Raw genomic sequence first — 14,338 nt, forward strand, 5'->3', positions numbered from 1 at the left:
CGAGGCGACCGGCGAAAAACCGCGGTTTACCGCTATTCCTCGGCGTCGAACATCCCGGTCGACATGTAGCGCTCGCCGGAGTCCCAGAAGACCGTCACCACGAGCGGCTGGTCTTCCTCGTCGGCGTCGGGGGCGGCGAGCCGCTCAGCGACGCGCTTGGCGGCGAGGAGCGACGCGCCGGACGACTGGCCGACGAGGATGCCTTCCTCGCGGGCGAGGCGGCGACACTCGGCCTCGGCGTCCGCGAGTTCGACGATTTCCGCGTCGTCGAGGAGGTCGGTGTCGAGGTTGGGGCTGACGAAGCCCGGGCCCATCCCCTGGAAGTCGTTGTTGCCGACTTCGTGGCCCGAGAGAACGGCGCTCTCGGCGGGTTCGACGCCGACGACGCGCATCGAGGGGAACTCCTCGACGAGACGGCGGCCGGTGCCCGAAATCGTGCCGCCGGTGCCGATGCCGGCGACGAGGGCGTCGATGCGGCGGTCGCCCACCTGTTCGAGAATCTCCTCGGCGGTCGTCCGGTAGTGCGCCTCCGGGTTCGCCGGGTTCTCGAACTGCCGGAGTTGGTACATGCCCTCGGCTTCGAGTTCGTCGGCGCGCTCTTTCGCGGCGGAGATGTCGCCCTCGACGAGTTCGATGGTCGCCCCGTAGGCGCGCATGATTTCGCGGCGCTCGGGCGACATCGAGTCCGGCATGACGATAGTCAGGTCGTAGCCCTTCGCCGCCGCGACGACCGCGAGTCCGATACCGGTGTTCCCGGACGTGGGTTCGACGAGGCGGTCGCCCGGCGAGATATCGCCCGCCTCCTCGGCCGCCTCGACCATCGCCAACGCGGGGCGGTCCTTCGCTGACCCGCCCGGGTTCTTCGACTCTATCTTCGCCGCGACCGTCGACCCCTCGGTGGAGTCGACGCGGACCAGCGGCGACCCGATAGCGTCGAGGATACTGTCGTCCATCGACCCTCCGTTGACGGTGCGACACTAAACGACTGGCGGAGGCGGACGATACGGCCACCGTCTCGGGGGGAGACAGCGACGAACGCGGGCGGCGAGCCCCGCCGCGAGCGCACCCGTTAAATCCGCGCGGCCGGTAGACGGGCGCATGGCCGAAGCCGAGACGCTCGAAACGATGCAACCGAACCCCGCGTGGGACGCGGCCTCGTACCCCGACGTGGTCGACACGCTCGCGGCCGCAGACTACACGTTCAAGGTCTGGGGCGGCGACTGGTGCGGCGACTGCCGCGGACAGCTTCCCGACTTCGCGGCGGCGCTCGACGCCGCCGGCGTCCCCGCCGAGCGAATCGAACACTACCCCGTCGAGAAGGCCGACGACGGCTCGAAGGTCGGCCCGCTCGTCGACGAGTACGACATCGAACTCATCCCGACGGTCGTCGTCGAACGCGACGGCGAGGAGGTCGCCCGTTTCGTGGAGGACGAGGACGTTCCGATTGCGGTCTACCTCGCGGACGAACTGTCGAACTAAGCGTCGGTTCGAATCTTCCGTTCTCTTGACCCGCCGAAACCGTGATACGACACCCGCGGGTACGCCGATGCGATGCGACGAGCGCAGGTGGCGCGGGAGTTCGCAGATGCGTGAGGAACGTGGCGGAGATAGTAGTGAGAGTCCGGATTGCGGGGACGGCCCGCAGCGCTATCACCTCGACAGCGACGACTACCGCCGCGACCTCCTCCCGGTGTTCTCCGAGGTCGCCCACGTCGCGCACGCGGTTCGAGTCGAACTCGACGAAGATTTCGGAGCAGACGACAACGAGCGATGCGTCGAGGCGCTCACAACCGTCGACGCGCTCGACCCCGAGCGCCCGGACGACGGAACCCGCGTCTTCTCTCTCGACCGCGACGGCGAGGACGCGCTGTTCGCGCTTCTCGACGCCGCGACGACGATGGTCGGGGAGAACTTCGTGTTTCGTCTCACGCTCATCGACGACCGCGGGGACGACCTGCTCACGACGATTCCCCACGAGTCGATGCTTTGGGGCGAGTCGCCGCCGCTCCCCGAAGGAGTCGTGGCGTCGATTCAGGAACTGCTCGCCGACCGGGTCGGTCTGTTCGTGGCCTCGACGGTCCACGAGCGGTGGGAGACCGACGACCACGCCTACCGCTTCGACACCACGGCAATCGTGCAATCGACGTTGGACCGGAAGACGAGTCGGACGTACTGTTCCGCGCTCTCGGCGCGGAGCCTCGACATCGTCGACGAAACGACGCTCGTCTTCGACACGCCGACGGGTGAGAACGTCGTCCCGTGCGTGACCCGCGAGCGCGCCGAGCGAGTCGCCGAGAAAGTCAGAGAATTGCGACGACGCTACGACGGCTCTCAGCTCTGAATTGGGTTCCGGCCCGTCTCGATGTTTCAGTTAGACGTCGTCGCCCGCCGTGAACCACGCCAGCGCCTCGTCGAGCTCGTGGGTCGGCGCGGAGCAGGTGAAGTTCTCGCAGGCGTAGACGGTCGGCTCGCCGTCGGCCGCCTCGCGACCGGCCCAGATTGGCGGGGCCTCGTCGAGTCCGAGTTCGTCCAGCCACGCGTCGAGTTCCGCGTCGGTGCCGGGGCGACGGGAGACGACGAGGCCGGGAAGATACCGCGAGGCGAGCGTCGCGCGCCACTCGTCGGGCACCTCGTCGGCGGCGACGGTGAGTTCGGGGACGCCGCTGGCGGCCTTCTCGGCGGCGAGCGCGAGCGAGACGTGTTCGAGCGGACTGCCGCGGACGCGGTTGGCGAACGACCCGAGGACCGCGTCCGCGACCTCGCCGAAGTCGGCGTTCGGCGCGAACTGTTCGAGGTCCAAGAACAGCGACGTGGCGACGCCGAGGCTCGACGGCGTGGACTGGTCGGTCGGCTCCTGCGGGCGGGTGACGAGCGACTCGCCGCTCTCGGGGGTGAAATAGAGCGTGCCCGCGTCGGCGTCGTAGAACTCGCGGCGGGTCGCCCGTGCGAGGTCGAGCGCGAACGAGAGCGGCGCGAGGTCGCCGGTCGCCTGATAGAGGTCGAACGCGCCGCGCGCGAGGAAGGCGTAGTCTTCGAGGTAGCCGTCGCCTTTCACCTCGCCGTTCATGGCGCGCCGCGAGAGCGTCTCGGTCTCGTCGTCCCAGAGGCGCTCGCGCACGAAGTCGAGGGCGCGGCGGGCGTCGGAAGCGAGCGAGTCGTCTTCGAGGACGACCGACCCCTGCGCGAACGCCGAAATCATCAGGCCGTTCCAGCCGGCCAGCACCTTCTCGTCGCGGGCGGGGCGCTCGCGCCCCTCGCGGGCGGCAAACAGGGCTTTCCGGGCCTTTTCGAGGCGGTCTTCGACCTCGGATTCGTCGAGGTCGTACTCGTCGACGAGTTCGGCGGTCGTCGCCGAGACGTTCAGGACGGTCGTCTTGTTCTCGAAGTTGCCGCCGGGCGTGACGCCGTAGCGGTCGCAGAAGAGGTCGGCGTCGAGTTCGGGGAGGAGGTCGCGCACGTCGTCGGGCGTCCAGACGTAGAAGGTTCCCTCCTCGCCGCCGGACTGGGCGTCGAGCGTGGCGAAGAAGCCGCCGTCGTCGTGGGTGAGTTCGCGGCGGACGAACTCGAACGTCTCGGCGGCGACGGTCGCGTACGAGTCGTTGCCGGTGAGTCGGGCGGCGTCGAGATACCGCGAGGCGAGACCGGCCTGGTCGTACAGCATCTTCTCGAAGTGCGGGACGGTCCACTCGCGGTCGACGCAGTAGCGGTGGAAGCCGCCGCCGAGGTGGTCGCGGAGGCCGCCGTTGGCCATCGCGTCGAGGCTCTGCCGCGCCACGTCGAGCGCCTCGCGGCGGCCGGAGACGGCGTAGCCGCGGAGCAGAGCGTCGATGCGACCGGGTTGGGGGAACTTCGGTCCGTCGCCGCCGAAGCCGCCGTGGTCGCGGTCAGCGCCGCGGAGCGCGGCCTGTACGGTGGTGTCGAGGATGTCCGAGCCGGGAGCCTCGCCGGGCGTGTCGGGCGTCTCCTCCAGTCGGTCGGTGATGGCGCTCGTCCACTGGTCGGCGCGGTTTTCTATCTCGTCGCGGTCGGTCCGCCACGACTCTGCGAAGCTCTCGACGATATCGCGGAAGCCGGGCGCGCCGCGGCGGGGTTCGGGTGGGAAGTACGTGCCGACGAAGAAGGGCTTGCCCTCGGGCGTGAGCCAGACCGAAAGCGGCCAGCCGCCGCCGCCGGTGACCTGTTGGCAGATGTTCTGGTAGATGCGGTCGAGGTCGGGGCGCTCCTCGCGGTCGACTTTCACCGGGACGAACTCCTCGTTGAGCACCTCGGCGATGTCGGGGTCCGAGAAGCTCTCGTCGGCCATGACGTGACACCAGTGGCACGCCGAGTAGCCGATTGAAAGAAAGATGGGCTTGTCCGCCTCGCGGGCCGCTTCGAGGGCCGTTTCGTCCCACGGCTGCCAGTTGACCGGGTTGTCGGCGTGCTGGCGGAGGTACGGGCTCTGCTCCTCGTCGAGTCGGTTGCGTCCCACCGGGTCGGACATGCGTCGAAGTCGGCGCTCCGGGAACTAAAGCGGCGTGGAGACGGCCGTCGTGGCCGACTCGGGGTGTGGCGCGGGGTGTGGGTCGGACGGCGAGTCACCCTCGCAGTCGACCGGACATAACCACAATCGTGCCTATTTCGTCGCAGATAAAGAGCAATCTTTACACTCCCGTGCGCAGGGTATGCGACCATGAGCGAGACCGTCCTCCTCGTCGGCGGCGGCGGCCGCGAGCACGCGATTGCCCGCGCGCTGGCCCCCGACTGCGACCTGTACGCCTGCGCCAGCAACCGAAACCCCGGCATCGCCGCCCTCGCCGAGGGCTTCGAGACGATTTCGGAGACCGCCGCCGAGGACATCGTCGCCTACGCCGAGTCCGTCGGCGCGACGCTCGCGGTCGTCGGCCCCGAGTCCGGCCTCGCGGCCGGCGTCGCCGACGCCCTCGACGAGGCGGGAATCTATACCTTCGGCCCGCAGGCCGCCGAGGCGCGCATCGAGACGGACAAGGCGTTCCAGCGGCAGTTCATGCGCGACGAGGCGATTCCGGGCAACCCCGACTTCGCCACCTTCGACGACATGGCGGCCGCCTGCGACTACATCGACGACTACGACGGCGACCTCGCGGTCAAGCCCGCGGGCCTCACCGGCGGTAAGGGCGTGAAGGTCATCGGCGACCAGGTGACGCCCGCGGAGGCGAAGGCGTACCTCCGCGACTCGGACTACGAGCGCGTCGTGCTCGAAGAGCGCCTCGTCGGGGAGGAGTTCACGATTCAGGCGTTCGTCGCCGACGGCGAGTTCCGCGTCAGCCCCGCCGTGCAGGACCACAAGCGCGCCTACGAGGGCGACGAGGGACCGAACACCGGCGGCATGGGAAGCTACACCGACGTATCGCCCTCCCTGCCGTTCATGGCCGACGGCGACTACGAGGCCGCCGTCGAGGTCATCGAGGCCGTCGTGGAGGCGCTGCCGGAGTACAAGGGCATCCTCTACGGCCAGTTCATGCTCACGACCGAGGGCCCGAAGGTCATCGAGTTCAACGCCCGCTTCGGTGACCCCGAGGCGATGAACACGCTTCCGGTCCTCGAAACGCCCTTCATCGACGTGCTCACGGCCGCCCGCGAGGGCGAATCACTGCCGGAACTCGACTTCGCCGAGGCCGCCACGGTGTGTAAGTACGCCGTCCCCGAGGGCTACCCGACGGACCCCGAGGCCGGCGCGGAGATCACGGTCGAAGTGGACGAGGACGCCGACGCCCTGCTGTTCTACGCGAGCGTCGACGACCGCGAGGACGGCCTCTACACGACGACCTCCCGGTCGTTCGCCGTGGTCGGCGTCGCCGACAGCATCGCCGCGGCGGAGGAACTCGCGGAGGACGCGCTCGCCGACGCCGGCGAGGGCTTCCACATCCGCCACGACATCGGCACGAGCGCGCTCGTTCAGCGCCGCATCGACCACATGGCCGAACTCCGCGGCGAGTAAACAGGGAGCGGTCCCGCGGGACCGGTTCGCGATTTCTCTCGTCGCCCCCGCGCCGAGGGCGCTTTTACCCCCGCGGTCCAATCGGCGGACGTGACCGACGACGATGCCGCACCGGCGGACGCGGAGGCCCGCCGACACGACCGAATCCAGCACCACCCGACGCCCGGCCCGCGGAACTCGTTGCAGTACTGGACCGACGCCAAACCCGTCTGGCGCGTGATGCTCAACTACGTGTTCGTCCTCGTGGCGCGCATCGCGCCGTCGCTCAGGGTGCGAAACTGGGCGCTCCGGCGCGTCGGCGTCACCGTCGGCGCGGGCGTCTCGTGGGGCCTCGAAGCGACGCCCGACGTGTTCTGGCCGGAACTCGTCACCATCGAAGACGACGCTATCATCGGCTACGACGCGGTCATCCTCTGCCACGAGTTTTTGCAGGACGAGTACCGTACCGGCGAGGTCGTCGTCGGCGAGCGCGCCATGATCGGCGCGAAGGCGACGGTTCTCCCGGGCGTCCGCATCGGCGAGGGCGCGCAGGTCGCGGCGAACTCGCTCGTCACGCGCGACGTGCCCGCGGGCGAGACGGTCGCCGGCGTGCCCGCGAGACCCATGTCCGGCGGCGAGACCGACGGGCAGTAATCGGTCGTCGTAGGGGGCGGTTCGAGACGCGGCGACCGCCAGTCCGGCACCGAACCGTACGGCATCGGTCCGAACGACGACGGTGACCCCGGTTCCGAGCGCCTACCGAACGCGCCCGACGCCCTTGTCGAGGACGCGCGCGTTCGGAATGACGAACTCCGTATCCTCGGATTCGACGTGGGTGACGAACATATCGAACTCCTGGACGACGCCGCGGACCTCGCCGACGACTATCTCGTCGCCGATGCTGTACGGTTGGGTGAACAGGAGATACGTCCCCGCCGCGCCCGAGCGAAGGAGGTCGCGGAAGGCGACGACGCCGAACACGATGAGTCCCAGCAGGTACGCCCCGAGGAGGACGATGAGCGCGAGCGTGGCGACGCGGACCTGCGAGAGCGCGACGAGCGTGGCGAGAAAGAAGACGGTGTATTTCGCGAGCGCCGGGAGGATGTTCACCTGCGGAAGTTTGACCGCGCGGAGTCGCTCGGCGACGAGCAGTTCGACCTTGTCGCCGACGACGACCCCGATGATGAGGACCAGAATGGCGATGAACAACTGCGGGAGGATGGCGATGACGAGCCCCCAAAACCGGTCGGCGTAGTTGACCCCGGCGAACGAGAGGGTGGCGAAGATGCTGATGCCGAGGACGAAATACCGCGTCAGCCACGACAGGATTTCGACCGTCGAGGTGTCGAAATCGCGGGCGGTCCGCTCGAACGCGGTCCCCTCGATGGCCTCCGGGACGCCGACGCTGACGAGAAGCCGATGGACGAGCGTCCCCGCGACGTACGCGAGCACCAGCCCGAGGAGGAGGATGGCGAGCACGCCGAGAAACCGGAGGCCGGCGATTCTGACGATGTCGTCGACGACGCCGCCGACCGTCTGAAGCGGGGCGGCGGATGCGGATGCGGACGCGGACGCGGATGCGGATGCGGGTGTGAGTGCGGCTGTGGACGCGGGACCGACCGACGAGTGGATGAGGGACGCCGAAGCGAACCCCGGCATCTCAGTACGCCTCCGGGTCGATTTCGAGAATCATCTTGCCGCCCTTGAACGCCCGGACGAGCCCGTCGGACTCCGAGAGGACGATGGCCGTGGCGTTGGTGTCGCGGGTGATAGCGCCGCCGGCCATGTGGCGCGCGCCCAGCCCCTTCGGGATGTCGACGCCCTCCGCGGAGGGTTCGAGGTAGCGGTACGCCGAGACGATTTTCCCCGAATCGGAGATGACGAACGCGCCGTCGAGCCGCGAGAACTCCTTGAGCATCACGTTGACGATGGGGTCGCCGACGTAGACGTGGGACTTCTCGAAGGGGTTGTACGACAGCGGCCGCGACTTGTTCATCACCTTGCCCGCGTCACCGACGATGAACAGCGCGCCGACGGGTTCGCCCTTCTGCCCTTTCTTGCCCAGTTCGATGGCCACCTCGAACACGTCGCGGATGACGCCGGGGTCCGCCCGCGAGTTCGCGAAGAGGTCGTAGATGCCCGACCGCATGTTCTCCTCGACGCGGACGCGGACGAGCGAGTCCGGGTCGCCGCCGAAGATGCCGACGTTGCAGGCGATGGTGTCGCCGGCCTCGACGATGCGCTGTTCCATCGCTCCCTCGACGCCGAAGCGGATGCGGTCTTTGACGTTCTGGAACTGCAGGGGCAGCTCCACGAACGTCTCGGCTTCGACCGTGTTCTCCGGCGCGATGACCACCGTCGGAACGTCCGTCTCGGCGAACTGCTCGTAGTGGGAGCTGCTCGGCGTGAACAGAAACAACCCATCGACGTCCGCCACGAGGTCGCCCAATAATTCGGATAACGCCGCCATTGGTGGAGAGAGACACCGGGTGAGAAAAAGGGTTGTGTCGCGTCTGACGCGTGGCGTGCGCGATTCGACCGGTGGAAACCGGCGACTGATTCTCCCGGAAGGAGGTCGAACGGAACCTACTGCCCCAGAATCGGTGCTCTGAGCGCGGCGACTTCCTCGAGAATCGCATCGGCATCTTCCGGGGCGACGCCGTTTTCGTCGAGCGCGGCCGCGAGGTGCTCGGCGATGGCGTCGAAGTCCTCGCCCGAGAGGTCGAGGTGGTCGTGGGCCGCTCGCATGTCGGCTCCGTCGTACTCGACGGGACCGCCCGCGACGGCGCTGATGAACTTGACCTGGTGGGCGCGCTGTTCGACCATGTCGATGTCGTCGAAGTAGTGCGCGACCGAGTCGTCGGCGAGGACGCGGTCGTAGAAGTCCGAGACGACTGCTTCGACGGCCTCGCGGCCGCCGAGGCGAGCGTAGAGTGACTGCGCAGGCATTCGTCCGCGAATTGGACACCACGACGGTAAGGTTTCCTCCGAACGTATGCGGGGTCTTTAAGCGTGGAGTGCGGGGTCGCGGCGACCACACAGTCACCGACTGAGCCGACCGCGACGTCCGAGCGGACGAGTGCGCTCACCGGCCGGATACCCGAGACCCGACTATCACTCCATCCAGAGGCCGGGTTCACGGGGCGCGTCGCTGTCGCAGTCGGCGGTAAAGCGGTCTTCAACGAGACGCTCTCCGACTACGGCGGAGACGGCGGACTCGACCTGACCGACCAGTTGCAACCGACCCGCCAGACGGTCTCCGTCGGGGTGAACCGAACGGTTCGGTGGGAGCGCCCGGTCGGCACCACGGAGTCGTTCGAACTCACCGTCCTCGAAAACGGGACCGTGGAGGTCCGCGAGCACACGATTCGATGACGAACGCTCGGGAAGGCGCGCGGCAGGGTTCGAACCACGGTCGCAACGCTTCGCGTTGCTCCCTGATTCGAGTCCTTCTGTCGCGCAGACACGTCTCTCACGGTGTTCGAGACGGTATGCCAGGGTTCGAACCGGGCCGAGACTCGCTGTGCTCGTCTCGTAGGGTTCGAACCTGTCTGCTCCCTCGCTCACTTCGTTCGCTTAGTGCGCGGGACAGGGTTCGAACCTGCGAAGGTCTACACCACAGCGTCCTAAGCGCCTCGGGCCGTTACCCGGTACTTTGGGCGGCTATCCCCAATTTCCACTTCGACAGTACGTAACTAAACGGCAAGCGCTAAAAGTGCTTCTACGAGACAGCGCCAGTCGCTGTTCCCTTCGTCACCATTTAGAGAATGCCGTATCAATAATCTTCGTGTAGGTATGCTTCTGCCATTTCTCGGTGGAGTTCAATTTTCTCAGGATTATATTCACTATGTCGTGACTGTTCGAAATATTCAAAATACTTTTCTAACAAGTCAAATAGGTTTGACGCTAGTCCTGAGTCATCCCACCACTGCCACCAATACTGCGGAATTGGTTCTTTCCCATCTGGGGCAAGTGTCCGGGCCGATTGGTGAATATGAATGCCAAAGGGAGGGGCATCTGTTTCAGCACCATATGCATCAGCCATTGGAACTCCTACCAGAATTGAATCTTTGTAAGCACCTGAATTGGCTATTGATTCTGAAACAGAGTCGTCTGTGTCAGCACCGTGATAGAGTGGACCAAATGCGATAGCCGCCCTGATTATTGACGCATAGTAGATTTCAAAGTGGTCTTCCTGAGACTCTTGAACTATATATTCTGCGTATCCTTTAAAAATCTCTTGCAAAAAGTCGATGAGTTCATAGCCATCATCTGAAACAATGTAAATCCCATCCATCATGGGAAATGTATCAACATCAAAAGAGTCCTGAACATCAATAACCGCATTGTGCATTTTAAGAACCTTCACTGCGGCCGTTTTAACTGACCTCCGCATCGCATTTGCAGTACCCATGATGTCCAACCAAGCGACATACTGATTCTGTGGGGCTTGGAAATTTGATGGGTCAACATAGGGGTCAACGGAAGGAGGCATAGGATACCAGTTGTAAGAAAGTCATAATTAGTTACCGGTGCAGACACCATGCCCGAGTGAATTGGTGCAACCGGCTCAAGGAAGGCGTGATGGAAAATGGAGATTGGGTTAGCACACGAGCGGCCGTTTCGAGCGCGCATTTTGGTAAGTCGGCTCGCGTCGTTGGGTCGATTTTGTCTAGATTTTGAGACCGAATCACAGCATGGATGAAACTTTATGTCATGTTGAACAGAATCACAGACCATGTCCGATGCGCCCTTACGTGAACTCCATGACGCGATTTCGTCAATCCATAGCGAGATACGTCATGAAGGGAGTGAGTTCGACTTTCGGTATTCTCTGGTAGACCATCTGTTCACCGACGCGCTCGACTGGTCTCGAACAGAGGGCGAAGGGCACGTCAACTTCGAAGACGACCGGAAGGACCTGCTGTTTTACGACGACAGCGAACCGCCGTTCCCGGTCATCGTCTGTGAAACCAAGCGGCCCTCTCACGACCTCGACCTCGATGACGTTGAACAGTTAGAAACCTACATGAACGGGGTCGGGAGTGCGAGATTCGGGATTCTCACTAACGGGCACGAGTTCCGGCTCTACGAGTACGAATCTGAAAATAGAGAGATTAGTGGCATCGACGGGTTCAACGTTGATGCAGTAGCCGAGACGAACTTCGAGAATCTCTCTGAAGACCAACAAAATGCGCTTGGAGAACTCGAATACCTTCGTCGGAGTCGGTACGTGGATTTCGGCGATGCCGAGTACTTCCGCGAGACGTATCAGGAAGTCCCCGTCCAGTACCAACCGGGGACGGATGACGAGGGGTACGAACTGTTCTTGGAGGCCGTCAAGAACTCACTTGACGAACTTACCGACGTTCTCAAGGTATTCTTCGATGACTACCGAGACCGCGACGAAGGTTCCTATCCCAAGGAATTCTTAGATTCTACGTTCCCCGATTGGAAGGAGTGGCGCGAATACACGGGACGGAGCAAGAACGCAAAAGAAGCGTTCTGCCGGGAGACTGCGTACATCATCCTGAACCGAGCGCTGTTCGCTCGTATCGCCGAGGACAAGGAAATCGTCGGCCACACACGGCTCTCGTCTCGCGGTATGGCCGACGAACTGGAACGCGATGAGGCCCGCCCATACCTCGATGCACTCATGGACACCTACGACCGCATCGACGACCACTACCCCGACCTCTACGAACTCGGTATCTTCGATTGGTGGTGGGTCGCCAAAGACAAGCGGGGGCAATTCTCGAAAACTGAGCGACGGAAACAGCGCGACCTCGAAGATGACCTCAATTACTCGTTGAGTAAAGTCCTCAAACGACTCAACCGCTTCAACTTCGGATACGTCAACCGCGACATCCTCGGCCACGTCTACGAGGATTACCTTCCAAAGCAGGAACGCAAGGAACTGGGTGAATACTACACCCCGCTCGAAGTCGTTCAGTTCATGCTCGACTCGGTGGACTACCGTCCGAACGAGGGTATCGGTCGGAAGAAAGTCCTCGACCCTGCCTGTGGGAGTGGGACCTTCCTCACCGAAGTCACAGAGCGCCTCATTCAGCACTTCCTCCGGAAGTTCAACAAGAACAGTATCCATGCGTTGAACGCCGATGAGGCCCGCACAATTCTCGAACGAGTGGAGGAGAACGTCTACGGTATCGACATCAACCCCTTCGCGGCCCACATCACGCAAATTAACCTCCTGTTCCGCACTATCGACCTCTACGACAAGGTCACGGAGAAGGACCCGTACTACACGATGGACGGGTTCGAGGTCCACGTCGCGGACACGCTCACGCCAACGCTCCGGGAACAAAAATCGGGAAGTTCGGATGCAGAGACGATGCAGTCGGGTCTCGAACAGTTTGCTGGCTACAACGGACGTGCAAAGTCCTTCATTGAAGACAGAAATGCCGTAGACCGAATTAAGGACGATGTGGAGTTCGACGTTGTGGTGGCGAATCCGCCATACGTTCGTATCCAGAACCTCAGCGGGATGAAAGACATCTATTCGTCTCACTATGCCAGTGCAATCGCGAACTTCGACATCTACGTGCCGTTCATTGAGCGTGGAGTGGATTGGCTGACTGACGACGGAAAACTGGCGTACATCTGCCCTGACCGGTTGGTAATGGCAGATTACGCCAAGGCGATTCGAGACCAGTTAGTCGAGGAGCCGATTACCAGCCTGATTGATTTCAAAGAAGCAGATGTGTTTGACGTTCCAACGCCTTATCCCTGCGTCTTCACTCTAGACCGGGAACAAGTAGTTGAAGGCAACAATGTACGATGTGCACGGTTTGCTGAAAAGAACGATGGGGTCTTGGATAAAATCAGGCATCTTGACGGATGGAGGACGCCGGATAATGCAGAGGGATACGAATTATTCGAGTACTCGCAGGCCCAGTTAGCAGAGGACAACCAAGGTACTCCGGCTATCTGGAAGCCGATGCCGGATGACGAAAGGCAGGTGTTCAATAAAATTGAGCAGACCGCAGATTTGCGTCTGGACGATGTGTCGAAAGACATCTTTGTTGGGATGCAGACGAGTGCTGACAAAATCTACATAGGACAAATTAGAGAATCTGAGGAAGATGGTCTTGTTGAATTCAGACCTGGTGGAGAAGAGGACTACTATCCAATTGAAGAGAAGATACTCAAGCGTGTATTGAAGGGTAACGAAATCCACAGGTGGAAGTTCGATTGGCAGGGCCTGTGGGTCATTTTCCCGTATTCTGTTGAGGGGGACGATGTGAAGCCAATACATCAAGAGAGATTGAAAGACCAATACCCAAACGCTTGGGAATTCTTCACAGAAGATGAACGTGAAGAAGCAATCAAAAGCCGAGGGAACGGTGCGCTACGCGATTCTGACGAGTGGTACGCATACGTCTATCCAAAAAATCTTGACAAATTTGATTCAGACAAAATCATGCTCGGAGTACTCCGACAAGAGCCTTCGTTTGTCCCTGATACGGAAGGTTCGTATTACTTTGTTGGGGGAGGTACAGCGGGAGGGTACGGTCTCCGATTACGTGATGAGTATGCACCAGATGCTCCAGATACTCTCTACTTTGGTGGCCTTCTAAACTCACGTGTTACTGAGTTCTATCATAAACACATTAGTTTCATCTTTAACAGCAAATTCTATTCGTATGGTCAAACGTTCTTAGAGCCACTCCCAGTCGTTCTATCTGAAGACAGAAAGCGAATTTCAACAATTGCAGGAGACATACGGAAGACTATTGAGACGATTACCGAACTGGAAGTTCGGACCGATAACATCTCGAATTACTTACCAAGTTACGAAAAAGAATGGACCGTCCTTGACCTCGCTAAATCAATTGACCTTTCTGATGATGACTACAGACAAGACCCGATTCGGACAAATGACAAGATGGAGGTGAGTTCGGAGAAGGTCTACCAAGTCGTGATGAAGCGGGGGCACACCATAGACTTTGGAAATGAGCAGATTCGAGACTTCGTCTTCATGCTCCTCAAAGCGCAGGACAAGCGTCTTGGTCGCACCGAGTTACTCGATTTAGCGACCCCTGTGCCTGAGGACGTGGTCGCTCTGATGGACGAGTACCAATCCGATGAGGCCCGCATAGAAGAATTGGAACAAGAAGTCGAGCAACTGCAAGACGAACTTGACGACCTGATTCTCCGAGACGTGTACGGTCTTGATGACGCCGAAGTCGAGGTTGTGGACGATTTCTTGGAGGTCTGGTGAGAAGACGACGAGTAACGAACCACGTTTTGGATAGCCTCACGAGGTTCGGTAGAGAATCGGTTCCGATGGTATCACGTGTCGGATTCCTAACCCGGTGGAGGGTCAATGTTGTATCTCTCGTTTAGCCTTTTGCTGTCAATCGATGAGGGCGGTGGGGG

General features: G+C 62.1%; 12 protein-coding genes. 6 read left to right on the forward strand and 6 right to left on the reverse strand.

Translation table 11 applies throughout. The annotated features are described in order from the left end of the window. Window positions 1–32: 32 nt before the first annotated feature. Window positions 33–953: a PLP-dependent cysteine synthase family protein gene (locus tag C458_RS07385; protein WP_008574492.1), complete on the reverse strand. Its 921-nt coding sequence runs from the start codon at window positions 951–953 to the stop codon at window positions 33–35. A 145-nt stretch (window positions 954–1,098) separates the two neighbouring features. On the opposite strand from C458_RS07385, the gene C458_RS07390 reads away from it, so the two are divergent. Both C458_RS07390 and C458_RS07395 read left to right on the forward strand, forming a co-directional pair. Beyond that, window positions 1,099–1,479: a thioredoxin family protein gene (locus C458_RS07390; protein WP_008574493.1), complete on the forward strand. Its 381-nt coding sequence runs from the start codon at window positions 1,099–1,101 to the stop codon at window positions 1,477–1,479. 106 nt (window positions 1,480–1,585) lie between these two features. Continuing rightward, window positions 1,586–2,341 (forward strand): hypothetical protein, encoded by a 756-nt coding sequence (locus C458_RS07395; protein WP_049896934.1) that lies wholly within the window; start codon window positions 1,586–1,588, stop codon window positions 2,339–2,341. Window positions 2,342–2,371: 30 nt separating this feature from the next. On the opposite strand, the gene C458_RS07400 is transcribed toward C458_RS07395, so the two are convergent. Further along, window positions 2,372–4,483, reverse strand: a complete 2,112-nt coding sequence (locus C458_RS07400) for a thioredoxin domain-containing protein (protein WP_008574496.1) — start codon at window positions 4,481–4,483, stop codon at window positions 2,372–2,374. A 189-nt stretch (window positions 4,484–4,672) separates the two neighbouring features. Between C458_RS07400 and purD the strand changes: the two genes are divergently transcribed. After that, window positions 4,673–5,959 carry a phosphoribosylamine--glycine ligase gene (gene purD, locus C458_RS07405; RefSeq protein ID WP_008574497.1) on the forward strand — a complete coding sequence of 429 codons (1,287 nt, stop codon included), beginning with the start codon at window positions 4,673–4,675 and terminating at the stop codon, window positions 5,957–5,959. A 90-nt stretch (window positions 5,960–6,049) separates the two neighbouring features. Beyond that, complete coding sequence (locus C458_RS07410; RefSeq protein WP_008574500.1) at window positions 6,050–6,592, forward strand: DapH/DapD/GlmU-related protein; 543 nt, start codon at window positions 6,050–6,052, stop codon at window positions 6,590–6,592. Between the two features lie 102 nt (window positions 6,593–6,694). Here C458_RS07410 and C458_RS07415 read toward each other — a convergent pair whose 3' ends face one another. From C458_RS07415 to C458_RS07425, 3 genes are all read right to left on the reverse strand, one after another. Then, a complete protein-coding gene (locus C458_RS07415; RefSeq protein ID WP_008574501.1) occupies window positions 6,695–7,597 on the reverse strand; it encodes a mechanosensitive ion channel domain-containing protein in 903 nt (300 codons plus the stop codon). Between the two features lies 1 nt (window position 7,598). Then, window positions 7,599–8,408 carry a diadenylate cyclase gene (gene dacZ, locus C458_RS07420; RefSeq protein ID WP_008574503.1) on the reverse strand — a complete coding sequence of 270 codons (810 nt, stop codon included), beginning with the start codon at window positions 8,406–8,408 and terminating at the stop codon, window positions 7,599–7,601. A 116-nt stretch (window positions 8,409–8,524) separates the two neighbouring features. Continuing rightward, the gene (locus tag C458_RS07425) at window positions 8,525–8,887 is read right to left on the reverse strand and encodes a group 1 truncated hemoglobin (protein ID WP_008574505.1); all 363 of its coding nucleotides are present in this window, start codon (window positions 8,885–8,887) and stop codon (window positions 8,525–8,527) included. Window positions 8,888–8,950: 63 nt separating this feature from the next. Here C458_RS07425 and C458_RS07430 point away from each other — a divergent pair, with 63 nt between their 5' ends. Further along, the gene (locus C458_RS07430) at window positions 8,951–9,313 is read left to right on the forward strand and encodes a hypothetical protein (protein ID WP_008574506.1); all 363 of its coding nucleotides are present in this window, start codon (window positions 8,951–8,953) and stop codon (window positions 9,311–9,313) included. 400 nt (window positions 9,314–9,713) lie between these two features. Here the strand turns inward: C458_RS07430 and C458_RS18065 are convergent, their stop codons facing one another. Next, a complete protein-coding gene (locus C458_RS18065) occupies window positions 9,714–10,433 on the reverse strand; it encodes a hypothetical protein (protein ID WP_152418119.1) in 720 nt (239 codons plus the stop codon). Between the two features lie 243 nt (window positions 10,434–10,676). On the opposite strand from C458_RS18065, the gene C458_RS07435 reads away from it, so the two are divergent. Continuing rightward, a complete protein-coding gene (locus tag C458_RS07435; protein WP_008574507.1) occupies window positions 10,677–14,180 on the forward strand; it encodes an Eco57I restriction-modification methylase domain-containing protein in 3,504 nt (1,167 codons plus the stop codon). Window positions 14,181–14,338: the final 158 nt, after the last annotated feature.

The sequence above is a fragment of the Haloferax sp. ATCC BAA-644 genome (genome assembly GCF_000336975.1).
GTDB classification, from domain to species: Archaea; Halobacteriota; Halobacteria; order Halobacteriales; family Haloferacaceae; genus Haloferax; species Haloferax volcanii.